Genomic DNA, 23,828 nt, shown 5'->3' on the forward strand with positions numbered 1-23,828 from the left:
TGTCACTTCTGTTTTTCCAGCTGGTGGTATTTGCCGTCCTTGTCCCACTGGTAAACCACGTAGTCGGAGACTTTCAGGTCGCCCTTGGCGTCCCAGGTCTTCTCGCCCATCACGGTTTTCACCGGGTTGGCCTTGAGCCACTTGGCGGCGTCTTCGCCCTTGTTGGATTTGGCGCCGTTGAAGCCGGCAGCCAGGGCCTGGACCGACGCGTAGGCATACAGTGTGTAGCCTTCAGGCTCGGTGCCGGCCTTGCGGAAAGCGTCGACCACGGTCTTGCTGTCCGGCAGCAGGCGCGGGTCGGCGCCGAAGGTCATGTACACACCGTCGACGTACTGTGGGCCGCCAGCGGTGGTCACCAGTTCGTCGGTGACGATACCGTCGTCGGACATGAACTTGACGTCTTTGAGGCCCTGCTCGCGCATCTGGCGCACCAGCGGGCCGGCTTCCGGGTGCAGGCCGCCGAAGTAGACGACATCGGCACCGGCGGCGCGGATCTTGGTGACCACGGCGCTGAAGTCTTTCTCGCCGCGGGTCAGGCCTTCGTACAGCACCGGCGTCACGCCGCGCTTGGCCAGTTGCGCCTTGGTGGCGTCCGCCAGGCCCTGGCCGTAGGTGTCCTTGTCATGCAGGACCACGACTTTCTTGCCCTTGAGCACGTCGACGATGTAGTCGCCGGCGACGATGCCCTGCTGGTCGTCACGCCCGCACATGCGGAACATGGCGGAGAGGCCGCGCTCGGTGACCTGCGGGTTGGTGGAGCCCGGGGTGATGGCGATCACGCCAGCTTCGTCGTACACCTCGGAAGCGGGGATGGTGTTGGAGGAGCAGAAGTGCCCGACCACGCCGATCACCTTGTCCTGGTCGACCAGGCGGTTGGCTACGGCCACGGCCTGTTTCGGTTCGCAGGCGTCGTCGCCCTTGATCAGGACGATCTTCTCGCCGTTGACGCCGCCCTTGGCGTTGATTTCGTCAGCCGCTGCTTGTGCACCCTTCATGTACTGCTCGCCAAATGCCGCGTTGGCGCCTGTCATGGGACCCGCTACGCCGATCTTGAGGTCGGCCTGAGCAAACGCAGAAACACCCAACGCAGCTGCCACTGCGAGGGCCAGAAAGCCTTTCTTGTAAAACGTCTGGGACATGAGGTGGTGCTCCAAGGTTTTTTTAGTTGGCACTGCGACTTCACCGAATGCTCAGAGCAAGGGCCGTGCCATTGGTTTTTTATTCTTAAAAAAGTCGCTCTTTTATTGTTATTTCGACTGTTTCGAGCCCTTTTTTATTGGGCGTGCAACCGTCTAAACCGCGGAAGGTAAAACCGTATAAAACACAGGGCGCAACCCGCCTGCGCCATCATTGCAACCGCGGGACAAATCAACGTGCAACCAGCCTGTAACAGCCTGCGTAACCTAACTGCACACTGCTGGTGCGGGACTGCTACGCCCCGCACCATTACAGGCTAGTCGCTGCGCCGAAAAGCGCCGCACCGCGCAACATATTTCCTCAATCAGATAACGATCCGCAGGCACTGGCCCGCGTGATACAGCGAAAACCCGGCCTCGTACAGGCAACTGCGCAAGCCCGCGCCGGCCAGGGGCTGCATGGGCGCGAAGGGAATCGGCAGGGCCTGGGGGTTTCCGTTACACAGATAATCGGCGAACGCCTTGCCGACCACGGTGCCGGTGGTCACGCCCCGGCCGTTATAGCCGGTGACTGCCACTAAACCGGGCGCCGGCTCGAACAGGCGCATCAGATGGTCGGGAGTGAAGGCGATACAGCCGGTCCAGGTGCATTCCCATTCCACCGTTTTCAGGTAGGGGAAATAGTGCTGCTGCACCCGGTCGGCCCAGGCCTTGAGGAACCAGGCCGGCTTCTGGTTGCCATTGCCCAGGCTGCCCAGCAGCAGGCGGCCGTCGGCGTCCCGGCGAATGCTGCTGAGCACCTGGCGGGTGTCCCAGGAACCCTGGCCACCCGGCAGGATCCGCTGCGCGGCGTCTTCGGTCAGCGGCCTGGAAGCGACCTGGTAGTAATAACCGGGGAAGAAGTTGCGCCGCAATTCGGTCCAGTCGCCCTCGGTGTAGGCGTTGGAGGCGATCACCACCTGCTCGGCCAGCACCGAGCCCTGGGCGGTCTGCACCGACCAGCGCTGGCCCTGGCGTTCGAGCCGGGTCACCGGCGAATGGTCGAACAGCTGGCCACCCAAGTCGAGCGCGGCCTTGGCCAGGCCACTGACATAGGCCATGGGGTTGACCGTGCCGGCCCGGCGATCGAGCAAGGCAGCGGCAATCTTTTGGGTGCCGGTGGCGCTCTCACAGGCCGCGCCGGTCAACAGCTCGACCGGTGCGCCGCGACGTTTCCATTGTTCCTCGCGGCTGCGCAGGTCGGCCTCACCCCGGGCGTTGTGCGCCATGTGCAAGGTGCCTTCGCGGCGCAGCTGGCAATCGATGCGGTATTTGTCGATCAGGCTGAACACCAGGGACGGCGCCGCCCCCAGCATGCGGTTGAGCTGACTGCCGACCGCCTCGCCGAAACCGGCTTCGATCTCGTCCGGCGGGATCCACATCCCGGCATTCACCAGCCCGACGTTGCGCCCCGAACCACCGTGCCCGGTGCGATGGGCTTCCAGTACACAGACCCTTTTGCCCTGCTCCAGCAGGTGCACGGCGGCCGACAGGCCGGTAAAACCCGCACCGATCACGCAGACATCCACCGTGACCTCGCCCTTGAGCGCGGCATTGTCAGGCCTTTGCGGCGTCAGTTTTTCCCACAGGCATTCTTCGCGTAACGGCATTGCCAGACTCCGAAATCAACGAACTACAGACCATGAACCAGCACCTCCCTGTAGCCACTGCCGCAGGCTGCGATCGACCGGTACGGTCGCGGCGACCTGAAGACCGCCATAGGCCCGACAGGAGATTGGCAACCAAGCTCCTTCGGAGCCTATCGCAGCCTTCGGCAGCGGCTACAGCGCCCGGCGAGCGGGCGCGATTGGGGTCGGTCAATCGAAGGTAATACCCTGCGCCAATGGCAGCTCCAGCGAATAGTTCACGGTGTTGGTCTGCCGGCGCATATAGGCGCGCCAGGCATCGGAGCCGGATTCGCGGCCGCCGCCGGTTTCTTTCTCGCCCCCGAAGGCGCCGCCGATTTCCGCGCCGCTCGGGCCGATATTGACGTTGGCGATGCCGCAGTCGCTGCCCACCGCCGACATGAACTGTTCGGCCTCGCGCACATCGGTGGTGAAGATGCAGGACGACAAGCCTTGCGGCACGGCGTTGTTCAGGCGCAGCGCTTCGTCGAAATCGCTGTAGCCCACCACGTAGAGAATCGGCGCGAAGGTTTCGCTGCACACCACATCGCTCTGCTCCGGCATCTCGACGATCGCTGGCGACACGTAATACGCGTTGGGGAACTGCTCCTCGAGCTGGCGCTTGCCGCCGAATACCCGACCGCCTTCGCTCAGCGCCTGCTCCAGCGCATCCTGCATATTGTCGAAGCTGTGCTTGTCGATCAGCGGGCCGATCAGGTTGCCTTGCAGCGGATGGCCGATGCGCACCTTGGCATAGGCGGCCTTGAGGCGGGTGACGATTTCGTCCTTCACCGATTCGTGGGCGATCAGCCGGCGCAACGTCGTGCAGCGCTGGCCAGCGGTACCGACGGCGCTGAACAGGATGGCGCGCACGGCCATGTCCAGGTCGGCGCTCGGGGCGAGGATCATCGCGTTGTTGCCGCCCAGTTCGAGGATGCTGCGGGCGAAACGCGCGGCGATCTTCGGTGCCACTTCGCGGCCCATGCGGGTGCTGCCGGTGGCGCTGATCAGGGCCACGCGGGGGTCGTCCACCAGCGCTTCGCCGGCGTCGCGCCCGCCGATGACCACCTGGCTCAGGTATTCGGGGGCGTCGTTGAAGTTTTTCAGCACGCGCTCGAACAGCGCCTGGCAGGCCAGGGCGGTCAAGGGTGTTTTTTCCGAGGGTTTCCAGATCACCGGGTTGCCGCAGACCAGCGCCAGGGTGGTGTTCCAGGCCCAGACCGCGACCGGGAAGTTGAACGCGCTGATCACCCCGACGATGCCCAGCGGGTGCCAGGTCTCGCGCATATGGTGGCCAGGACGCTCGGAAGCGATGGTCAGGCCGTACAGCTGGCGCGACAGGCCGACCGCGAAGTCGCAGATGTCGATCATTTCCTGCACTTCGCCCAAGCCTTCCTGGGTGATCTTGCCGGCTTCCCAGGACACCAGCTCGCCCAGGTCGGCCTTGTATTCGCGCAGCACTTCGCCGAACTGGCGCACCAGCTCGCCGCGACGCGGCGCCGGCACCTTGCGCCACAGTTCGAAGGCATGCTCGGCGCGACTGACCTGCTGCTCCACTTCGGCTGCGCCCTGCCAGTTCACCGAGGCGATGCGGCTGCCGTCGATCGGCGAATGCACGGGCTGCTTGCCCGATTGGTACAGGGCCGGGTTCACACCAAGACGATCAAGCAATGCGGCAACCATGGGTCACTCCTTACAAATGGAAAGCAAAAAGTCGTAGCCGTTGAAACAGCTATTCAGGACTCTAGTTGTAGCCGGCCCGAGACTTGCCAACAAACGACGATTAGGCGAGATATCATTCCGTTTATTCATGCTGCGCAGCCGGGACAAGAACAAGGAACCCTCGATGCTGAACAAACGCTACCTGCCCTCGATCACCGCCCTGCAGTGTTTCGAGGCCGTCACCCGGCACCTGAGCTTCACCCGCGCAGCGGAGGAGCTGAACCTGACCCAGAGCGCGGTCAGCAAGCAGGTCGCGCAGCTCGAGGAACTCCTGCAGCACCTGCTGTTTCGCCGGGTTCGCCGGCGCCTGCAACTGACCCCGGCCGGCGACCTGTACCTGGTGGAAGTGCGCAAGATCCTTTCGCAGATCGAGATGTCGACCCATTACCTGCGCTCCTATGGCGGCGAAACCGAGGTCCTGCGGGTGTCCACGCCATCGACCTTCGGCGCGCGCTGGCTAGTGCCGCGCCTCAAGGGCTGGCGCCTGCGCCATCCGCAAATCCACCTCGACCTGTGCAACGAGCAGGAAGCCGACGACCTGCTGCAGGGCCGCAGCGACATGGCGTTCTATTTCGGCCAGGGTTCGCGCCCCGGCACCGAGTGCCTGAAGCTGTTCGGCGAAGAACTGGTGGCGGTCTGTGCCCCGGGCAGCCTGCCGGACAAGCCCTTCACCGACCCGACGCAACTGGCCGAGCTGGTGCTGCTGCAACTGGCCTCGCGGCCGCAGGCCTGGCATGACTGGTTCGACAGCCAGGGTTACCACACCGAGCACAGCTATCACGGCCCGCGCTTCGAAACCTTCTATATGTGCATCCGGGCCGCCCAGGTCGGCTGCGGCGTGGCCCTGCTGCCGCGGTTCCTGGTCGAGGAAGAGCTGGCCGAGGGCAAGCTGGTGCTGGCCTGGGACTACGCCATGCCCAGCCACGATGCCTATTACCTGGCCTACCCGGAACACGCGGCCGAAGTGCCCAAGGTGCGGGATTTCGTGCGCTGGATGCTGGAGCAGATCGACAGCACGGGCCCGACCTGATCCGGGATCGGTGCGAGCCGCACGGCCTTATCGCGGGCAAGCCTCGCTCCTACAAGAGCAGCGCCGTACCTGTAGGAGCGAGGCTTGCCCGCGATGAGTCCATCAGCCTCGACATCGTCCCCAAGCAAAAAACACTGGCACAACCCACGGCGGATATGCGCCACTACTGCCTTTATTGAAAAGCTGAAAAGCCGCGCCCTTCGCGGCCAGCATGGAGATTTCCGTTATGAGCGAGAGTGTGTTTGCCGATCGCATCGTGCAGAACCTGCTCGACACCGATTTCTACAAACTGACCATGATGCAGGCGGTGCTGCACAACTACCCCAATGTGGAAGTCGAATGGGAATTCCGCTGCCGCAACAGCGAGGACCTGCGCCCTTACCTGGCGGAGATCCGCTATCAGTTCGAGCGCCTGGCCGACCTGAGCCTGAGCGCCGACCAGTTGAGCTTTCTCGAGCGCATCAGCTTCCTGAAGCCGGATTTCCTGCGTTTTCTCGGACTGTTTCGCTTCAACCTGCGTTATGTCCACACCGGCATCGAGAACGGCGAGCTGTTCATCCGCCTGCGCGGGCCCTGGCTGCATGTGATCCTGTTCGAAGTGCCGATGCTGGCGATCGTCAGCGAGGTGCGTAACCGCTATCGCTACCGCGAAGTTGTCCTGGAACAGGCGCGCGAACAGCTGTATCGCAAGTTCGACTGGCTGAGCGCCAACGCCAGCGCCGATGAGCTGGCGCACCTGCAAGTGGCCGACTTCGGCACCCGCCGGCGCTTCTCGTACCGGGTCCAGGAAGAAGTGGTGAATGTGCTCAAGCACGATTTCCCCGGGCGTTTCGTCGGTACCAGCAACGTGCACCTGTCCCGCGAGTTGGACATGAAACCCCTGGGCACCATGGCCCACGAATGGATCATGGCCCACCAGCAGCTGGGGCCGCGGCTGATCGACAGCCAGATTGCCGCCCTCGATTGCTGGGTCCGCGAATACCGCGGCCTGCTGGGGATCGCCCTGACCGACTGCATCACCACCGACGCCTTCCTCAGCGATTTCGATCTGTATTTCGCCAAGCTGTTCGACGGTTTGCGCCACGACTCGGGCGACCCGATCGCCTGGGCGGAAAAAGCCATCGCCCATTACCTGAAACTGGGGATCGAGCCGATGAGCAAGACCCTGGTGTTCTCCGACAGCCTGACGCTGCCCAAGTCGCTGGAGATTTTTCGCGCGTTGCGTGGTCGGATCAATGTCAGCTTCGGTATCGGCACCAACCTGACGTGCGATATTCCCGGTGTCGAGCCGATGAGCATCGTGCTTAAAATGGCCGCCTGCAATGGCCAGCCCGTCGCCAAGATTTCCGACGAAGCGGGCAAGACTCATTGCAAGGATCCCAACTTCGTCGCTTATTTGCGCCACGTTTTCCAAGTACCTGCCGCCCTTTCTGGCACATCAAGCAAGGAGTGAATCATGCAAGCCGTACAGCGTGAAATTGCTGAACAGCTCAAGGTCCAACCCCCTTTCAAGGACCAGGCCGATCTCGAGGCAGAAGTCGCCCGGCGGGTCGCCTTCATCCAGCAATGCCTGGTCAATTCCGGGCTCAAGACCCTGGTGCTAGGCATCAGCGGTGGCGTCGACTCCCTGGCCGCAGGCCTGCTGGCCCAGCGGGCGATGCGCGAACTGCGCGCAAGCAGCGGCGACCAGAGCTATCGCTTCATCGCCGTGCGCCTGCCGTACGACGTGCAGTTCGATGAGCACGATGCCCAGGCTTCGGTGGATTTCATCGAGCCCGACGAACGCCATACCGTGAACATCGGCCCGGCGGTCAAGTCCCTGGCCAACGAAGTGGCGGCCTTCGAAGGCCATCAGGCGGTAGCGCGGGACTTCGTGCTCGGCAACACCAAGGCGCGCATGCGCATGGTCGCGCAATACACCATCGCCGGCGCCGCCCAGGGCCTGGTGATCGGCACCGACCATGCCGCCGAGGCCGTGATGGGCTTCTTCACCAAGTTCGGCGACGGCGCCTGTGACCTGGCCCCGCTGAGCGGCCTGGTGAAGAACCAGGTGCGGGCGATTGCCCGGTATTTCGGCGCGCCGGAGTCGCTGGTGGAAAAAATCCCTACCGCAGACCTCGAGGACCTGTCTCCCGGCAAGCCGGACGAGGCCTCCCACGGCGTGACCTACGCCGAGATCGACGCCTTCCTGCATGGCCAGCCGGTGCGCGAGGAAGCCTTCAAGATCATCTGCAATACCTACAACAAGACCCATCACAAACGCGTGATGCCATTCGCGCCATAAATAAACAGCCGTAGCCGCTGCCGAGCCCGCGAGGCTGCGTACAAGGACGCAGTCCTCGCAAAACCTGCCCGCGCGGTCCATGGGACGTATGCGGCGCCTGATTTTGCGAGCGCTCTGCGGCCGTACGCAGCCTCGCAGGCTCGGCAGCGGCTACAAGATGCGCGCACAAAAAAACGCCGTGTTCTCCTCAAGAGAACACGGTGTTTTTTGTGGCGGTCTGGCGCCCCGCCGGGGCGCCTTCTCAGTAATGCCGGATCACTTCAGCACCACGGCGCCTTTCATCATCGAGTTGTGGCCCGGGAACGAGCAGAAGAACTCATAGCTTTCGCCAGCGGTCAGCTTCGATACGTCGAAGGTTACCGAGTCCTTTTCGCCGCCACCGATGATCTTGGTGTGGGCGATGATGCGGCTGTCGCCTTCCTTCAGGTAGTTCTTGTCGATGCCGGCAGCCATGCCGTCGGTAGCGATACCGGCCATGTCCGCGGTTTTGCTCAATACCCAGTTATGGCCCATGACGTTTTTCGGCAGGCTGCCGGAATGGGTCAGGTTCACGGTGAAGGTCTTGCAACTTTTATCGATGGTGATTTCCTTCGTGTTGAAGGACATCTGGTCGGTGGAATCGACATCGACCTTGCATTCGGCGGCCATCAGCTGGCTGCTGGCCAGTGTCAACAGGGATACCGCAACGAGTTTGGCAAACATGGTGAATCTCCAAGGCAGGGTTAACAAAATCCATCTGAATCCATGGAAGTGAAGACTGCCTGAATTTTTCACAAGTTCCTATGATTTGCATCAAGAAATTGTATACAACTTTGCGCTATCGGCCTGATCGAGAGAATCAAACAGCCAGCCGGCAACCGCGGGGCCTATGCTCGGCGCACATCACCCATCGGAGTGTCCGCCATGCACCTCAACAGCCTGTTCCGCAGCCTGCTCGCCGCCTACGCCTGTGGCGCCAGCGGCACCTATGAAAGCGCCCGTCGCGAGGATTGATCCTTGGAGCGAGGCCTGCCTGCCATTACTCTGTGGCCCTCACCGATCATGGAGTAAGGCATGTCTTTAGCGTCTGTATGTGTGTTCTGCGGGGCCAGCACCGGTAGCAACCCGGCCTACCGCGAGGCCGCCGAAGCCCTCGGCCGGCAGTTGGCCGAGCGCCGGCTGACCCTGGTCTATGGCGGTGGCGCCGTCGGCCTGATGGGCATCGTCGCCGATGCGGCCCTGGCCGCCGGTGGCGAAGTCATCGGCATCATTCCCCAGAGCCTCAAGGACAAGGAGATCGGTCATCCGGGCCTGACGCGCCTGGAGGTGGTCGACGGCATGCACGCGCGCAAGGCGCGCATGGCCGAACTGAGCGATGCCTTTATCGCGCTGCCGGGCGGCCTGGGCACCCTGGAAGAATTGTTCGAAGTCTGGACCTGGGGCCAGCTGGGTTATCACGCCAAGCCGCTGGGGTTGCTGGAAGTGAACGGTTTCTACGAGAAACTCACCGGTTTTCTCGATCATATCGTCGGCGAAGGCTTCGTTCGCACCCCGCACCGTGACATGCTGCAAGTGAGCGAATCGCCGCGCACGCTGCTCGACGCCCTGGAAACCTGGCAACCCACGGTAGCCCCCAAATGGGCCGAGCAAAAACCCGACTAACCGCCGGGCTCCGATACAAGGCAGAATACGCGCCGCTCAAACCTCACCTTCGACCCCAGAGGATCGCCCATGGCCAAACCCAATTACTCCTTCGCCAAACGTCAGCGAGACCTGGCAAAGGAGCAGAAGAAAGAGGAAAAGCTGCAACGCAAGAAAGCTGCCGCCGAAGAAGCCGGCGCAGCGGGCCCGGATACAGAAGACCAAGCGGCCGTCGATGACGCCGATGCCGCAGACGACCAGGCCCCCCAGGCCTGAGCCCCGCCAGGCCCGATACCTCTATCGGGCCCTCGGGATCCGGGGTCGGCCATCCGTTGCCGACCTTGGGATACCCAACGCTTAGACAATCGAATCGCGATAACCCCCAGGCAAGTTGGTCGGTAACTGGTCCGGCGCGTAGCGGCCGTATGTTCGAGGCTGCAGGAAGGTTTTGCGAACCTTGTCGCAGCCTGCGCCAGCGACTACAGGGAGATCCGTTCATTGAGCGGCATCACCGTCACCCGCACTTCCGGGTCATGGCTGCCGCCGCCGAGAATCACCCCGCGCAATGGCGAGACATCGGAAAAATCCCGGCCCCAGGCCAGGGTGATGTGCTCCAGCGCGGGCTGGACGTTGTTGGTCGGGTCGAAATCGACCCAGCCGAGCACCGGGCAGAATACCGAGACCCAGGCATGGGAAGCGTCCGCGCCGATCAGCCGTGGCTGCCCCGGTGGCGGCTGGGTCAGCAGGTAGCCGCTGACATAACGCGCCGCCAGGCCACGGGAACGCAGGCACGCCAGCATCAGGTGGGCGAAGTCCTGGCAGACCCCGCGCCGCCGCTCCAGCACCTCGACCAGCGGCGTCGCCACCTGGGTGGCCTCGGCATCGAAGGTGAACTCGCTGAAGATCTTTTCCATCAGCGCCTGTACTCCCAGCAGCAACGGACGCCCCGCGGGGAAACAGCTTTCGGAGAATTCGACGAAGCTTTTCTTCAGGTGTACGTAAGGCGACTCGAAGCGGTAACGGCACGCCTCCATCAACGACGCGGACAACGGCTGGCTGCTGTAGGTCAGCGCGTTGCGGGTGGCGTCCCAGGGCAACGACCGGGTGAAGTCCAGCGCGGGCCTGGCCAGCACCTCCACCGTTAACTGGGCATTGACCAGCAGCTCGTCATGGGGACGCTCGAACGCCAGGCGGGTCAGCGGGTTGCCGAACACGTCCAGCTCGTCGCGGCGAGTGGTCGGTTCGGGGCTGATCAGCAGCTCCTGCTGGCTGCAGAGCTGCCAGGCGCAGGCGCGCGGCCACAGGTGCGCCAGTTGCTGGGCCAGGGACACCGGGCTGTCGTAGTGGTAATGGGTATCGTGGAAGATTTGGTAATGGGCGCTCATCAGACGGACACCGTTTGTTGGCTGACATCGTCGACATGGGCGAAATGCCGCAGCGCCAGGCGATCGGAGACTTGCCCGCTGGCATCGGCGATTTCCTGCAACAGGTCGGCCAGGCCTTCGAGCGCCGCACGCACGCTGGCCTCGCCGAACAGCGGGTTTTCCAGGCAGCCCAGGTCGAAGCGCGACAGGCGCCCCACCAGCCTGGGCAAACCAGACTCACGCGGCACGCCGAACTCGTCGTTCAGGCGATTGAGGGTGCGGGTCACCAGCTTCAGCTGGAACAGCACCGCGTGCGGGTTCTGCTCGTCGAGCAGCAACAGGTCGAGCACCGGGATCAACTGCGCCACCGCCAGGTAGCGCGAGCGGTAGGTGATGCTGCTGTTGCCCAGCTCCAGCAGCCATTCCAGCCCGGCCTGGTCGAACGCACTGGAGCCGCGCAGGAAGGCCGCCAGGCTGCTGCTGAGAAACTGCAAACGCTCGATGCGCCGGCCGATCATCAGGAAGCGCCAGCCTTCGTCGCGGGTCATGTCGTCCAGGGCGAAGCCCGACAGCGCCGCCAGGGACATCACCAGGCGGTTGAGAAAATCCAGCAGTTCGCCAAAGGCCGGCTCGCGAGCCTCCAGCTCCAGGGCTTCGCGCTGCAACTCCACCAGCGCCTGCCAGTTTTCCCGCGAAAGCTTGCCGCGCACCTGGGAGGCCGCCCACTGCAGGCGCTGCAGGTTGGAGCGCAGGCTGAAGGACCAGTCGTCCCCCTGCAGGGCCGCCAGCAGGCGCTCCGGCAACTCGCCTTCGTCTGGCAGCAACATCAGGCTTTCGCCCAGGTCGACCGCCGCCTGCAGGGCCTGCGGGTCATCGCCGTCGACATAGCGCGCCAGCATGATCCGCAGCAACCGCGCGCTGCCATCACAACGTTCGCAGTAACGGCCGAACCAGAACAGGTTTTCCACCACCCGCGACGGCAGGTACGGATCGCGCCGCACCAGGTCATGCACGCCAATGGTCCGCTGGCCCTTCCACTGTTCGCCGCTGGGCGCGCGTTCGCCCAGCACCCAGGTGTCCTTGCTGGCGCCGCCGCGCTGCATCGACACCACCTCGGCATCGGCCTCGGCGGCCACCCGCGTCAAGCCGCCCGGCAATACCCGGTAACCGTCGTGGCTGGCCACGGCATACACCCGCATGCCGATGGCTCGCGGTTGCAACTGGCTGTCTTCGGCCTGCCAGACCGGCGCCTGGGACAGCTGCGCCAGTTCCTGGGCAACATAGGCATAAGGCCGTGCCCGCATGCGCTCGGCCAGGGCCTGGCGCTCTTTCTCGCAGAGGTCGCGGCCGAACAACGGGGCAAAGCTCTGGGACGGGAACGCCGGCTTGATCAGCAGCTCCGGGAGTTTTTCCAGGGCCTGGGCCAGCACCGGCGCCTCGCCGCACCACCAGGTGGCGATGGACGGCAGGATCAGTTCTTCGCCAAACAGGTGCTCGCTGATTTTCGGCAGGAAACCCAGCAGGCCCGGCGACTCCAGCACGCCGCTGCCCAGGGCATTGGCCACCAGCACCCGCCCCCGCCGCACCGCCTCCAGCAGCCCCGGCACGCCGAGGGCCGAGTCGGTGCGCAGTTCCAGCGGATCGCAGAAGTCGTCGTCGAGCCGGCGCATGATCGCGTGCACCCGCCGCAGGCCGCTCAGGGTCTTGAGGTAGACCGTGGCGTCGCGCACCGTCAGGTCGCCGCCTTCCACCAGCGGATAACCGAGCTGGCGCGCCAGGTACAGGTGCTCGAAATAGCTCTCGTTGAAACGCCCCGGGGTCAGCAGCACGATCAGGGGCGCCTCGTCGTCCCGCGGCGCCTGGCGGGCCAGGGTTTCCTGCAGGGTGCGGAAGAACCCGGCCAGGTGCTGCACTTGCAGATCGCGGTACAGGTCCGGAAAGGCCCGGGACACGATCATGCGGTTTTCCAGGGCGTAGCCGGCACCGGAGGGCGCCTGGGTACGGTCGGCGGTGACCCACCAGCGCCCGTCCGGGGAGCGCGCCAGATCGACCGCGTACAGGTGCAGGAAGGCGCCGTCCGGCGGCTGGATACCCTGGCACGGCCAGAGAAAGTTGTTATGCCCGAACACCAGTTCGGCCGGCAGCAGGCCCTCGCTGATCAGCCGCTGCGGGCCGTACAGGTCGGCCAGCACCGCGTTGAGCAAGCGCGCCCGCTGCGCGATTCCGGCGGACAGTTGCTGCCATTCGTCGGCGGCGATCACATGGGGCAGCAGGTCCAGCTCCCAAGGCCGGTCGGCGCCCTTGGGGTCGGCGTAAACGTTGTAGGTGACGCCGTTTTCCTGAATCTGCCGGGTCAGCAAGGCCTGGCGCTGCATCAACTGCGCCGGCGTGCTGCGCTGCAATTGGTCGAACAGCCGGCGCCAGTGCGGGCGCACCGCGCCGCTGGCGTCGAGCAGTTCGTGGTAGGTACCCGCCGTCAGCGGGTAGTGGTCAAGCAGATCAGGCATGGAGAGCTCGGCAGACGGCAAGGCAAGTCAGATTAACGCAGTCACATGACGCCCGGGTATGCGAAACAGCCGGGCGTCGCGTCTGCTTTAGAAACGTCGCAAATCGAGTGTCATCGGCAACTCGTCGTTGATCGCAAGGCTCGGCACCGACAAGGTCCCGGGGCTATGCCCAAGGCGGAAGAAGCGCGCCATGCGCCGGCTTTCGGCCTCGTTGGCATTCACCGGCAGGCTGTCGTAATTGCGCCCGCCTGGATGCGCCACGTGGTATTGGCAACCGCCCAGGGAGCGCTGCATCCAGGTGTCGAGCAGGTCGAACACCAGCGGCGCATGCACCGGGATGGTCGGCTGCAGGCAGTTGAAGGGTTGCCAGGCCCGGTAGCGCACGCCGGCGACAAACTCCCCGACGCGCCCGGTGGGCTGCAACGGCACCGCGACACCGTTGCAGGTCAGCAGGTAGCGCTGCGGCGCCAGCCCGGTGAGCTTGACTTGCAGGCGCTCCAGCGACGAATCGACGTAGCGCACCGTACCGCCGGCGGAGCCTTCCTCCCCCAGCACATGCCAGGGCTCCAGGGCCTGGCGCAGCTCCAGCTCGACCCCGCCGACCGCGTAATCGCCGATCTTGGGGAAACGGAATTCCAGGTGCGCGGCGAACCATTCGGCCCGCAGCGGGTAGCCGGCGGCGTTGAGCTCGACGATGACGTCGGCGAAGTCCTGCTCGATGAAGTGCGGCAACAGGAAGCGGTCGTGCAGCTCAGTGCCCCAGCGCGCCAGCTTGGCCGGTGCGTAAGGCTCGCGCCAGAAGCGCGCCACCAAGGCCCGCAGCAACAATTGCTGGGCCAGGCTCATGCGCGCATGGGGCGGCATTTCAAAGGCGCGCAGCTCGAGCAGGCCCAGGCGCCCGGTGGCGCCGTCCGGCGAGTACAGCTTGTCGATGCAGAACTCGGCGCGGTGGGTGTTGCCGGTGACATCGATCAGCAGGTTGCGCAGCAGCCGGTCGACCAGCCACGGCGGGCATTCCTCACCCGGTTCGGGCATTTGCGCGAAGGCGATTTCCAGCTCGTACAACGCATCGTTGCGCGCCTCGTCGACCCGCGGCGCCTGGGAGGTCGGGCCGATGAACAAACCGGAGAACAGATAGGACAACGAAGGGTGGTTGTGCCAGTAGCTGATCAGGCTGCGCAACAGGTCCGGCCGGCGCAGGAACGGCGAGTCCGCCGGTGTCGCGCCGCCCAGCACGAAGTGGTTGCCGCCGCCGGTGCCGGTGTGGCGCCCGTCGATCATGAATTTCTCGGTGGTCAGGCGGGTCTGCCGGGCTTCTTCGTAGAGGAATTCGGTGCGCTCCACCAGCTCGTCCCAACTGGCGGACGGTTGCACGTTGACCTCGATCACGCCTGGGTCCGGCGTGACGCGGAAGTTGCTCAGGCGCGGGTCGCTCGGTGGCTCGTAGCCCTCCAGCAACACCGGGCAATGCAGCTCCTCGGCGGTGGCCTCGATGGCGCTGACCAGTTCCAGGTAATCCTCCAGGCGTTCCAGGGGCGGCATGAACAGGTACAGCCGCCCTTCCCGCGCCTCGGCGCAGAATGCGGTGCGGGTCAGCCAGTCGGCGGACTGGTCAATCTGCGGCACCCGCTCATCGGCCTCGGCCGCTGCGCCGTGCTCGCGCAACTGCGCGCTGTCCGGCAGCTCGGGCAGGTCCTGGTTCGGGTCGGTGGGGTGCACATAGGGATACTCCGCCGCCGTCACCCAGGGCTGCGATGCCAGCGGCAGGCGATAACCCAGGGGCGAATCCCCCGGGATCAACCGGCAATGGGTGTCGCGCAGGTACCAGCGGCCGCTCTGCCACTGGTCGCCCTTGGCGGTGCGGGCCAGCGGCAGGACTTGGCCGATGACCTTGCCCAGGCCCTGGCTGAAGACTTTACGCAGGCGCGCCCGCTCCAGCTCGTCCGCCAGCCGCGAGTCCTCGGCCGTGACGTTCTGCGGCAAGCTGCCTTCGCGCCACAGGTAGTAGAAGTTGTCTTCGTAGGCCGGGAACACGAAGCGCGACGGCAGCTTCAGGCGCTCGGCGACGCTGGCCAGGAAACGCCCGGCCAGTTCGCTGTCGGCGCCGTAGTCTTCATGCTCGTCGGCAATCAGCGCGGCGTTGTGCCAGATCGGCACGCCGTCGCGGCGCCAGTAGCAGTTCAGCGACCAGCGCGGCAACTGCTCGCCCGGGTACCACTTGCCCTGGCCGAAATGCACCAGGCCCTTGGGCGCGTAGTGTTGGCGCAGGCGCTGGAACAGCTCGGCGGACAGCCGGCGCTTGTTCGGCCCGAGGGCCGCGGTGTTCCATTCGGCGCCATCGGGATCGTCGATCGAGACGAACGTCGGCTCGCCGCCCATGGTCAGGCGCACGTCGCCCTCCAGCAGGTCGGCATCGATCTGCCGGCCCAGGGCCTGGATCGCCAGCCATTGCTCCTCGGTGTAGGGCTTGGTGACCCGCGGCGCCTCCCAGACCCGCTCCACTGACATCTCATGGCTGAACTGGCATTCGCAAGGTTCCACCAGGCCGCTGATCGGCGCCGCCGAGGATGGATCGGGGCTGCACGCCAGCGGTATGTGCCCTTCCCCGGCAAACAACCCGGAAGTGGCATCCAGGCCAATCCAGCCGGCGCCGGGCAGGTACACCTCGCACCAGGCGTGCAGGTCGGTGAAGTCGACCTCGGTGCCGGACGGGCCGTCGAGGGATTTGACGTCGGCGGTCAGCTGGATCAGGTAGCCGGAAACAAACCGCGCGGCCAGCCCCAAGTGGCGCAGCAGCTGCACCAGCAGCCAGGCGGAATCGCGGCAGGAGCCGCACGCCTTGTCCAGGGTCTGTTCGGGCGTCTGCACGCCGGGCTCCATGCGGATCAGGTAGTCGATGTCTTCGCTCAGGCGCTGGTTCAGCGCCACCAGGAAGTCCACCGCCGGTATTGGCGTGCAGTCGATCCTTTCGAGGTACGCCTTGAACTTGGGCGTCGGTTCCAGGGTTTCCAGGTAAGGCGCCAGCTCCCTTTGCTCATCGGCGGTATAGGCGAAGGGGATTTGCTCGGCATAAGGCTCGAGGAAGAAGTCGAACGGATTGAAGACGGCCATCTCGGCCAGCAGGTCGACTTCGATCCGCAGCTCGTCGGTCTTTTCCGGGAAGACCAGGCGCGCCAGGTAGTTGCCCTGGGGGTCCTGCTGCCAGTTGATGAAATGCTGCTCCGGCTCGACCTTCAGCGCATAGGAGAGAATCCGCGTGCGGCTATGGGCCGCCGGGCGCAGGCGGACGATCTGTGGGCCGAGTTCGACCGCGCGGTCGTAGCGGTAATGCGTGACATGGTGCAATGCGACATGGATCGACACGGCGTGCCTCCTGCGGGCCTGAACGTACGCCAAAGCGCGCAAGACTTATGCCAGGGCGCCAGTCCCGGGGCTTTACTCGACGGCGGCGGGCAGCGCGGCACCAAAAGCGAGCGGCGCGTGCCTGGACGTGCACAGGGTTGCACATAAATGTGGCGACAGGATGTAACCGGCGGTCAGCGCCCCTGCTTCAGGCCGGCTTCCAGTCGCTGCAGGCGCCGGCGTTTGCGCGCCGCCACTTGCAGCACCTTGAGCCCGCGCTGGTAGCGCCGGGTGCTCATCAGGTATAGCCCGGCCAGGGGGATGCACAGGACAAAGGCCGGGAACAGGCGCTGGCGGGAATCCAGCAGGACCAGCACCGCGCACCCCAGGCAGAACACCAGCGCGCCGAACAAGGCCCAGGCCCCACGTGGGTAGCCGCGGATCACCAGCATGAAACACAGGCTCATCAGCAGGCCGGCGCCCAGCATGCCCATCGCGGCGTAGTTGGCGACCTGGAAGTCGCGGGGGAAATACAGGTGAGGCACCTGCGCGGCAGTCAGCGAGATGCTGAAGACGGTCGTCATCATCACCGCGATATGAATCATCCCGAAGCGCCGAACATAGGGCTGCCAGGCGAGCCACTCGGCGGTCTTGAGACGCAGCAGCTGGTTTTCGATCCGCTGTTGTTGCGGGGTTTTGCGGCGAGGTAACACGCGGCTCTTCCTTGAGTTGATGCCAATCCTGGGGCGCACCTTAGCAAACCCGAACGGCGAAATGCACAACGCCAACCCTGGGGTTGGCGTTGTGTCTTTACAGCAGTGGCCTTAGCGGGGCACGACCGGTTTGCGGGTCGGCTTCTTGCCTTTGCCCTTGGCTGCATCCGTGCGTTCCTTGGCGGCCTGCTTATTGCGGGCCATCGCGGCGGCCTTGGCCTGTTCACGCTTGTCCCACGGGTTGCCGCCGTCGCTGCCACGGGGTGGCAGGCCGGTGTGCTGGGTAAGGATCCTGGTGGTTTCCTTGGCCACTTTGTGGCTGCCAGCCGGCGTCGAGTTCTTGCGACGGGCGCTCTGGTAGCTGTCGGTCGACGGCTGATACAAAGGAATCAACTGGTTCTTGCCCGGCCCGATCAGGTCGGCGCGGCCCATGCGGGTCAGCGCTTCACGCAGCATCGGCCAGCCTTTGGGGTCGTGGTAACGCAGGAACGCCTTGTGCAGGCGACGCTGCTCCTCGCTCTTGACGATAGTCACCCCGTCACTCTTGTAGGTGACCTTGCGCAGCGGGTTCTTGCCCGAGTGATACATCGCAGTGGCGGTGGCCATCGGCGACGGGTAGAACGCCTGCACCTGGTCGGCGCGGAAGCCGTTGCCCTTGAGCCACAGGGCCAGGTTCATCATGTCTTCGTCGGTGGTGCCCGGGTGCGCGGCGATGAAGTACGGAATCAGGTACTGCTCCTTGCCTGCCTCCTTGGAGTACTTCTCGAACATCCGCTTGAACCGGTCGTAGGACCCGATACCCGGCTTCATCATCTGGTTGAGCGGACCTTCCTCGGTGTGTTCCGGGGCGATCTTCAAGTAGCCACCGACGTGGTGGGTCACCAGTTCCTTGACGTACTCCGGCGACTCGACCGCGAGGTCGTAGCGCAGGCCGGAAGCGATCAGGATCTTCTTCACCCCCGGCAAGGCACGGGCGCTGCGGTACAGCTGGATCAGCGAAGAGTGGTCGGTGTTCAGGTTCGGGCAGATGCCAGGGAACACGCAGGACGGCTTGCGGCACGCGGATTCGATTTCCGGGCTCTTGCAGGCGATGCGGTACATGTTCGCGGTCGGGCCGCCAAGGTCGGAAATGACCCCGGTAAAACCTGGGACCTTGTCGCGGATCTCTTCGATCTCGCGAATGATCGACTCTTCGGAACGGTTCTGGATGATCCGCCCTTCGTGCTCGGTAATCGAGCAGAAGGTGCAGCCGCCAAAGCAGCCGCGCATGATGTTCACCGAGAAGCGGATCATTTCGTAGGCCGGGATCTTGTCCTTGCCGTACGCCGGGTGCGGGATGCGCTGATAAGGCATGCCGAACACGTAGTCCATCTCTTCGGTGGTCATCGGAATGGGTGGCGGGTTGAACCAGACATCCACCTCGCCATGCTTCTGCACCAGCGCACGGGCGTTGCCCGGGTTGGTTTCCAGGTGCAGCACGCGGTTGGCGTGGGCGTAGAGCACCGGATCGTTGCGCACCTTTTCCATGGACGGCAGGCGGATCACAGTCTTGTCGCGGGTCATCTTCGGGCTGGCCAGGATCTGCACGACCTTGGCTTCCTGGGGATCTTCGACCGGGCCTTTTTCCTGCTCGATGGCGCAGGCCTGGGTGTCCTGGGTATTGACGTAGGGGTTGATGATCTTGTCGATCTTGCCCGGGCGGTCGATACGCGTGGAGTCCACTTCGTACCAGCCCTGCGGCGTGTCACGGCGAATGAACGCAGTGCCGCGCACGTCAGTGATGTCTTCGATCTTGTGCCCGTAGGACAGGCGCTGGGCGACTTCGACAATCGCCCGCTCGGCGTTGCCGTAAAGCAGGATGTCGGCGCTGGCGTCGATCAGGATCGAGTTGCGCACCCGGTCCTGCCAGTAGTCATAGTGCGCGATGCGGCGCAGGGAGGCTTCGATACCGCCAAGGACGATCGGCACGTGCTTGTAAGCTTCCTTGCAGCGCTGGCTGTAGACCAGACTGGCGCGGTCCGGACGCTTGCCCGCCAGGCCACCCGGGGTGTAGGCGTCGTCGGAACGGATTTTCTTGTCCGCGGTGTAGCGGTTGATCATCGAGTCCATGTTGCCGGCCGCGACGCCGAAGAACAGGTTCGGCTCGCCGAGCTTCATGAAGTCGTCTTTGGACTGCCAGTTCGGCTGGGCGATGATCCCGACGCGAAAGCCCTGGGACTCCAGCAGCCGGCCGATGATCGCCATGCCGAACGACGGGTGATCGACGTAGGCATCCCCGGTGACGATGATGATGTCGCAGGAGTCCCAGCCGAGCTGATCCATCTCCGCCCTGCTCATCGGCAGGAACGGCGCCGGCCCGAAACATTCGGCCCAGTACTTGGGATAGTCAAATAACGGCTTGGCTGCTTGCATGTCGATGACCGGTATAGGTGTAGATGAGGGCGCGTTTATTTACAGAGAAATTCGCGGGCGCGGAATATAGCACAAAAAATGACCAATTCCGACGACCATGGTCGGAAATCGGTGAGGCGCTTATCGCGGGCAAGCCTCGCTCCCAGGAACACGATGACCTTGGAGGCTTGCCTGCGATCGAGAGGCCGGGCCTTACTCGTCGTCGTCGAAGTTGTAGCTGCCCGGCGCGAGGTTCTCGAAGCGGGTGTACTTGCCGATGAACGCCAGGCGGATAAAGCCGATGGGGCCGTTCCGCTGCTTGCCGATGATGATCTCGGCAATGCCCTTGTGCTCGGTCTCGGGGTGATACACCTCGTCCCGGTACACGAACATGATGACGTCGGCGTCCTGCTCGATCGCTCCGGATTCGCGCAAGTCGGAGTTCACCGGGCGCTTGTTCGGGCGCTGCTCGAGGGAGCGGTTGAGCTGGGACAGGGCCACCACCGGGCAGTTGAATTCCTTGGCCAGGGCCTTGAGGGAACGGGAGATCTCGGAAATCTCGTTGGTCCGGTTGTCACCGCTGGAACCCGGGATCTGCATCAGCTGCAGGTAGTCGATCATGATCAGCGCGATGTCGCCGTGCTCACGCACCAGGCGGCGGGTCCGCGCACGCATTTCCGAGGGGCTGATACCGGCGGTGTCGTCGATGAACAGCTTGCGGTCGTTGAGCAGGTTGACCGCCGAGGTCAGGCGCGGCCAGTCGTCGTCTTCCAGTTGGCCGGAACGCACCTTGGTCTGGTCGATACGGCCGAGGGACGACAGCATACGCATGATCAGCGATTCGCCTGGCATCTCGAGGGAATACACCAGCACCGCCTTGTCGCTGCGCAGCACGGCGTTTTCCACCAGGTTCATGGCAAAGGTGGTCTTACCCATGGATGGACGGCCGGCGACGATGATCAAGTCGGCTGGCTGCAGGCCGCTGGTCTTCTCGTCGAGGTCGGTGTAGCCGGTGGACAGGCCGGTGATGGCGTTGTCGGTGTTGAACAGGGTGTCGATGCGGTCGATGGCCTTGGTCAGCAACTCGTTGACGCCCACCGGACCGCCGGTCTTCGGACGCGCTTCGGCGATCTGGAAGATCTGCCGCTCGGCTTCGTCGAGGATCTCTTCGGCGGTGCGGCCTTCGGGGTTGAAGGCGCTGTCGGCGATCTCGGTGCTGATGCCGATCAGCTGGCGCAGGGTGGCGCGCTGGCGAACGATCTGCGCATAGGCCTTGATGTTGGCCACCGACGGTGTGTTCTTCGCCAGCTCGCCAAGGTAACCGAGGCCGCCGACCTGGGAGGTCTGGCCTTCCTTGTCCAGTTGCTCGGACAGGGTCACCACGTCGATCGGCATGTTCTGATCGGCCAGCTTGGCGATCGCACGGAAGATCAAGCGGTGGTCATGTCGATAGAAGTCACCGTCGGAGACTTGATCGAGCACCCGCTCCCAGGCGTTGTTGTCCAGCATCAGACCACCGAGCACGGCCTGTTCGGCCTCGATGGAATGTGGCGGCACCTTCAGGGCAGCGGTTTGCAGATCGTATTGCTCGGGAGCGGAGATATCGTTCATGGCCACTTGGTTTTTTAGGAAAAGCTGGGGTTTGAAAACTGAGGGTACAGAAAGACAAAGGGCACGACCTGTAAACAGGATCGTGCCCGATGTTACCGGCTAGCTCCCAAGGGTGCCAGCCGACAAGTACTGCTTAAGCTGCTACCACGACAACGCGTACGGTGGCTTCAACTTCGGCGTGCAGGTGCACGGCCACGTCGAATTCACCCACGTTGCGGATGGTGCCGTTCGGCAGACGAACTTCGCTTTTTGCAACTTCAACGCCGGAGGCGGTCAGTGCATCAGCGATGTCGTGGGTGCCGATCGAACCGAACAGCTTGCCTTCGTCACCAGCGGTGGCAGTGATAGTCACTTCCAGCTCAGCCAGTTGGGCAGCGCGAGTTTCGGCAGAAGCCTTTTTCTCTGCAGCCAGTTTTTCCAGCTCGGCACGACGCGCTTCGAACGCAGCCAGGTTGGCAGCGGTAGCAGCGGTGGCTTTGCCGAAAGGCAGCAGGTAGTTACGGCCGTAACCAGCCTTAACGTTTACCTTATCGCCCAGGTTGCCCAGGTTGGCGATTTTTTCCAGCAGGATCAGTTCCATTTGGTAATAACCTCTTAACTTTTAACCTTCACCGTTCGCAGGACCGTTATCAGCGTCTTTCGGCGCCGAACGACCGCGAAAATCAATCAGGCTGTCGACAATGGCCAACACCACGAGCAACGGATAGATCAGTTGCATAAACAGCAACAGCGTTACGTACAACCCCACCAGCCAGAACCTGGCCAGTCGCCCTTGTGCCACCAGCCCGTGAATCAGGGCCAGCCCGGCAAATACCAGCGGTACGCTGCACAACGGCGTCAGCATTGCCATCTGTGGACCGAGGTTCGGTCCCAGCAGCATGCAGGCCAGCAGCAACATCGCCAGTCCCAGCGGGAGCTTGATAGCGCGAAACTCGCGCCCAAAACCACCCGGGTTGTACAACAACGCCTGCCAGTAGCGCCCGACAATCAGGCTCAGCACACTGACGATCTGCAACAAGGCCGCAATCAGGCCGGTCAGGACCGGTGCAATCAGCGAGGCAAGACGGGCTCGCTCTTCAACCGATAGCTGCTGGTAGAGATCACCGAGGGCCAATGGCAGGATTTTTACCAACTCCTGCGAGAGCATCTCGATCTGGGGGCGGTAAGCCACACCCAACACTCCAGCAAACACCAGGCCCAGCGCTATGCTGACCAGCAGCACACGGTTCCAGGATTCGCTTGCGCGCAAAACCAACGCAAGGCCCGAAGATCCAAGCAACACCATGAGTGCGCGTGGATCGCCGGAATACAGCCACCAGAACAATGCCGGTAGCAATCCCAGGGCGAGGACGCCAAGAGCGTCACTCAAACCGCGCCGCAGGAGCACCAGGCTCCCCGCGGCAGCACCCAACCAATACAACAACGGCAATGCCGCACATCCGGCCACTACCAGAGTGGCCTGCATACGGCCGCGCATGATGAACTCAGCTAAGGCGCGCATGCATTCAATCCCTTACTACTTATCGACTGCCCGGTCTCAGCGGCCGTGGCTGTCGGTGTAGGCCAGCAGGGCCAGGAAGCGGGCGCGCTTGATAGCGGTGGCCAGCTGACGCTGATAACGAGCTTTGGTACCGGTGATACGGCTTGGAACGATTTTGCCGGTCTCAGATACGTAGGCTTTCAGAGTGTTGAGATCTTTGTAATCGATCTCTTTCACGTCTTCAGCGGTGAAGCGGCAGAATTTACGACGACGGAAGAAACGTGCCATGTAATTGGCTCCTCAAAAGGTCCGTGGATTACTCGTCAGCGTTATCGCTGGCGTCGCTGTTATCGCTGTCATCGCCATCGGCGCTGTCAGAATGCTCAGGACGGTCACGACGCTCACGGCGCTCACTGCGGTTCTCTTCAGCCTTGAGCATCTCGGATTGGCCAGTGATGGCTTCTTCGCGACGGATGACCAGGTTACGGATCACAGCATCGTTGTAACGGAAGTTGTCTTCCAGCTCAGCCAGGGCTTTACCGGTGCACTCAACGTTCAGCATCACGTAGTGAGCCTTGTGAACATTGTTGATTGCGTAGGCCAGTTGACGACGGCCCCAGTCTTCCAGACGGTGGATTTTGCCGCCGTCTTCTTCGATCAGCTTGGTGTAACGCTCAACCATGCCGCCGACTTGCTCGCTCTGGTCAGGGTGGACCAGAAAGATGATTTCGTAATGACGCATGAATGCTCCTTACGGGTTGTAGCCTGCCGCTCAAAAGCGGTCAGACAAGGAGTGAATGACACTTGTGTGTCTTGCCAGAGATAGGCACATATGCGCCTGCCGCAACGGCAAGGGGCGCAATTGTAGAGAAGGGGGAACAGCGGCGCAAGGCAATTGGTGATTATTTGAACAATTCAACGCAGGGCTTGCCGAAGCTGTCGGTAGAACCCGCCCACGATGGCG

Annotated in this window: 19 protein-coding genes; 5 read left to right on the forward strand and 14 right to left on the reverse strand. The window is 63.5% G+C overall.

All coding sequences use genetic code 11. The features are described from left to right. Positions 1-2: 2 nt before the first annotated feature. From BLV20_RS11810 to BLV20_RS11820, 3 genes are all read right to left on the reverse strand, one after another. Positions 3-1,139: a branched-chain amino acid ABC transporter substrate-binding protein gene (locus BLV20_RS11810; RefSeq protein WP_092301408.1), complete on the reverse strand. Its 1,137-nt coding sequence runs from the start codon at positions 1,137-1,139 to the stop codon at positions 3-5. A 362-nt stretch (positions 1,140-1,501) separates the two neighbouring features. Beyond that, entirely contained in the window at positions 1,502-2,785 is a 1,284-nt protein-coding gene (locus BLV20_RS11815; RefSeq protein WP_092301412.1) for an L-pipecolate oxidase, read from the reverse strand. A gap of 207 nt (positions 2,786-2,992) precedes the next feature. Beyond that, complete coding sequence (locus BLV20_RS11820; RefSeq protein ID WP_092301415.1) at positions 2,993-4,483, reverse strand: L-piperidine-6-carboxylate dehydrogenase; 1,491 nt, start codon at positions 4,481-4,483, stop codon at positions 2,993-2,995. A 163-nt stretch (positions 4,484-4,646) separates the two neighbouring features. On the opposite strand from BLV20_RS11820, the gene BLV20_RS11825 reads away from it, so the two are divergent. From BLV20_RS11825 to nadE, 3 genes are all read left to right on the forward strand, one after another. Beyond that, positions 4,647-5,552: a LysR family transcriptional regulator gene (locus BLV20_RS11825; protein WP_092301418.1), complete on the forward strand. Its 906-nt coding sequence runs from the start codon at positions 4,647-4,649 to the stop codon at positions 5,550-5,552. A gap of 226 nt (positions 5,553-5,778) precedes the next feature. Next, positions 5,779-7,005: a nicotinate phosphoribosyltransferase gene (pncB, locus tag BLV20_RS11830; protein WP_092301421.1), complete on the forward strand. Its 1,227-nt coding sequence runs from the start codon at positions 5,779-5,781 to the stop codon at positions 7,003-7,005. 3 nt (positions 7,006-7,008) lie between these two features. Further along, positions 7,009-7,836, forward strand: a complete 828-nt coding sequence (gene nadE, locus BLV20_RS11835; RefSeq protein ID WP_092301424.1) for an ammonia-dependent NAD(+) synthetase — start codon at positions 7,009-7,011, stop codon at positions 7,834-7,836. A 255-nt stretch (positions 7,837-8,091) separates the two neighbouring features. Here the strand turns inward: nadE and azu are convergent, their stop codons facing one another. Continuing rightward, positions 8,092-8,538, reverse strand: coding sequence for an azurin (gene azu / locus BLV20_RS11840; RefSeq protein ID WP_092301427.1), 447 nt, complete (start codon positions 8,536-8,538; stop codon positions 8,092-8,094). A gap of 351 nt (positions 8,539-8,889) precedes the next feature. Here azu and BLV20_RS11845 point away from each other — a divergent pair, with 351 nt between their 5' ends. Together BLV20_RS11845 and BLV20_RS11850 are read left to right on the forward strand one after the other, a co-directional pair. Next, positions 8,890-9,477, forward strand: a complete 588-nt coding sequence (locus BLV20_RS11845) for an LOG family protein (RefSeq protein WP_092301430.1) — start codon at positions 8,890-8,892, stop codon at positions 9,475-9,477. A 69-nt stretch (positions 9,478-9,546) separates the two neighbouring features. Then, entirely contained in the window at positions 9,547-9,732 is a 186-nt protein-coding gene (locus BLV20_RS11850) for a hypothetical protein (protein WP_092301432.1), read from the forward strand. Between the two features lie 203 nt (positions 9,733-9,935). Here BLV20_RS11850 and BLV20_RS11855 read toward each other — a convergent pair whose 3' ends face one another. The 10 genes from BLV20_RS11855 to rpsF all read right to left on the reverse strand — a co-directional run bounded on the left by BLV20_RS11855 (position 9,936) and on the right by rpsF (position 23,606). Beyond that, positions 9,936-10,841, reverse strand: a complete 906-nt coding sequence (locus tag BLV20_RS11855) for a transglutaminase family protein (RefSeq protein ID WP_092301435.1) — start codon at positions 10,839-10,841, stop codon at positions 9,936-9,938. Then, positions 10,841-13,327 (reverse strand): circularly permuted type 2 ATP-grasp protein, encoded by a 2,487-nt coding sequence (locus tag BLV20_RS11860; RefSeq protein WP_092301438.1) that lies wholly within the window; start codon positions 13,325-13,327, stop codon positions 10,841-10,843. Before BLV20_RS11860 ends, BLV20_RS11855 begins: the two co-directional genes overlap by 1 nt. A gap of 87 nt (positions 13,328-13,414) precedes the next feature. Then, positions 13,415-16,690 carry a transglutaminase family protein gene (locus BLV20_RS11865; protein WP_092301441.1) on the reverse strand — a complete coding sequence of 1,092 codons (3,276 nt, stop codon included), beginning with the start codon at positions 16,688-16,690 and terminating at the stop codon, positions 13,415-13,417. 173 nt (positions 16,691-16,863) lie between these two features. Then, on the reverse strand, positions 16,864-17,382 hold the full coding sequence (locus tag BLV20_RS11870) for a hypothetical protein (RefSeq protein ID WP_092301444.1): 519 nt from the start codon (positions 17,380-17,382) through the stop codon (positions 16,864-16,866). 111 nt (positions 17,383-17,493) lie between these two features. Continuing rightward, positions 17,494-19,794: a YgiQ family radical SAM protein gene (locus BLV20_RS11875; RefSeq protein ID WP_092301447.1), complete on the reverse strand. Its 2,301-nt coding sequence runs from the start codon at positions 19,792-19,794 to the stop codon at positions 17,494-17,496. Between the two features lie 192 nt (positions 19,795-19,986). Then, positions 19,987-21,384 carry a replicative DNA helicase gene (dnaB, locus tag BLV20_RS11880; protein WP_007921486.1) on the reverse strand — a complete coding sequence of 466 codons (1,398 nt, stop codon included), beginning with the start codon at positions 21,382-21,384 and terminating at the stop codon, positions 19,987-19,989. A 133-nt stretch (positions 21,385-21,517) separates the two neighbouring features. After that, complete coding sequence (gene rplI / locus BLV20_RS11885) at positions 21,518-21,964, reverse strand: 50S ribosomal protein L9 (protein ID WP_007921484.1); 447 nt, start codon at positions 21,962-21,964, stop codon at positions 21,518-21,520. A gap of 21 nt (positions 21,965-21,985) precedes the next feature. Then, positions 21,986-22,885: a hypothetical protein gene (locus BLV20_RS11890; protein ID WP_092301450.1), complete on the reverse strand. Its 900-nt coding sequence runs from the start codon at positions 22,883-22,885 to the stop codon at positions 21,986-21,988. Positions 22,886-22,921: 36 nt separating this feature from the next. Next, on the reverse strand, positions 22,922-23,152 hold the full coding sequence (gene rpsR / locus BLV20_RS11895; RefSeq protein WP_002551829.1) for a 30S ribosomal protein S18: 231 nt from the start codon (positions 23,150-23,152) through the stop codon (positions 22,922-22,924). Positions 23,153-23,180: 28 nt separating this feature from the next. After that, the gene (gene rpsF, locus BLV20_RS11900) at positions 23,181-23,606 is read right to left on the reverse strand and encodes a 30S ribosomal protein S6 (protein WP_007921481.1); all 426 of its coding nucleotides are present in this window, start codon (positions 23,604-23,606) and stop codon (positions 23,181-23,183) included. Between the last annotated feature and the right edge of the window lie 222 nt (positions 23,607-23,828).

It is taken from the genome of Pseudomonas sp. NFIX28, from assembly GCF_900107395.1.
GTDB lineage: Bacteria > Pseudomonadota > Gammaproteobacteria > Pseudomonadales > Pseudomonadaceae > Aquipseudomonas.

What these genes read in the sequence shown, in the direction of transcription:
- BLV20_RS11875 (WP_092301447.1), bottom strand. Translation starts at nt 19,794, where the DNA reads ATGCAAGCAGCCAAGCCGTTATTTGACTATCCCAAGTACTGGGCCGAA.
- BLV20_RS11890 (WP_092301450.1), bottom strand. Translation starts at nt 22,885, where the DNA reads ATGCGCGCCTTAGCTGAGTTCATCATGCGCGGCCGTATGCAGGCCACT.
- rpsF (WP_007921481.1), bottom strand. Translation starts at nt 23,606, where the DNA reads ATGCGTCATTACGAAATCATCTTTCTGGTCCACCCTGACCAGAGCGAG.
- pncB (WP_092301421.1), top strand. Translation starts at nt 5,779, where the DNA reads ATGAGCGAGAGTGTGTTTGCCGATCGCATCGTGCAGAACCTGCTCGAC.
- BLV20_RS11820 (WP_092301415.1), bottom strand. Translation starts at nt 4,483, where the DNA reads ATGGTTGCCGCATTGCTTGATCGTCTTGGTGTGAACCCGGCCCTGTAC.
- BLV20_RS11845 (WP_092301430.1), top strand. Translation starts at nt 8,890, where the DNA reads ATGTCTTTAGCGTCTGTATGTGTGTTCTGCGGGGCCAGCACCGGTAGC.
- azu (WP_092301427.1), bottom strand. Translation starts at nt 8,538, where the DNA reads ATGTTTGCCAAACTCGTTGCGGTATCCCTGTTGACACTGGCCAGCAGC.
- BLV20_RS11860 (WP_092301438.1), bottom strand. Translation starts at nt 13,327, where the DNA reads ATGCCTGATCTGCTTGACCACTACCCGCTGACGGCGGGTACCTACCAC.
- BLV20_RS11810 (WP_092301408.1), bottom strand. Translation starts at nt 1,139, where the DNA reads ATGTCCCAGACGTTTTACAAGAAAGGCTTTCTGGCCCTCGCAGTGGCA.
- rplI (WP_007921484.1), bottom strand. Translation starts at nt 21,964, where the DNA reads ATGGAACTGATCCTGCTGGAAAAAATCGCCAACCTGGGCAACCTGGGC.
- BLV20_RS11850 (WP_092301432.1), top strand. Translation starts at nt 9,547, where the DNA reads ATGGCCAAACCCAATTACTCCTTCGCCAAACGTCAGCGAGACCTGGCA.
- BLV20_RS11825 (WP_092301418.1), top strand. Translation starts at nt 4,647, where the DNA reads ATGCTGAACAAACGCTACCTGCCCTCGATCACCGCCCTGCAGTGTTTC.
- BLV20_RS11855 (WP_092301435.1), bottom strand. Translation starts at nt 10,841, where the DNA reads ATGAGCGCCCATTACCAAATCTTCCACGATACCCATTACCACTACGAC.
- nadE (WP_092301424.1), top strand. Translation starts at nt 7,009, where the DNA reads ATGCAAGCCGTACAGCGTGAAATTGCTGAACAGCTCAAGGTCCAACCC.
- rpsR (WP_002551829.1), bottom strand. Translation starts at nt 23,152, where the DNA reads ATGGCACGTTTCTTCCGTCGTCGTAAATTCTGCCGCTTCACCGCTGAA.
- BLV20_RS11815 (WP_092301412.1), bottom strand. Translation starts at nt 2,785, where the DNA reads ATGCCGTTACGCGAAGAATGCCTGTGGGAAAAACTGACGCCGCAAAGG.
- dnaB (WP_007921486.1), bottom strand. Translation starts at nt 21,384, where the DNA reads ATGAACGATATCTCCGCTCCCGAGCAATACGATCTGCAAACCGCTGCC.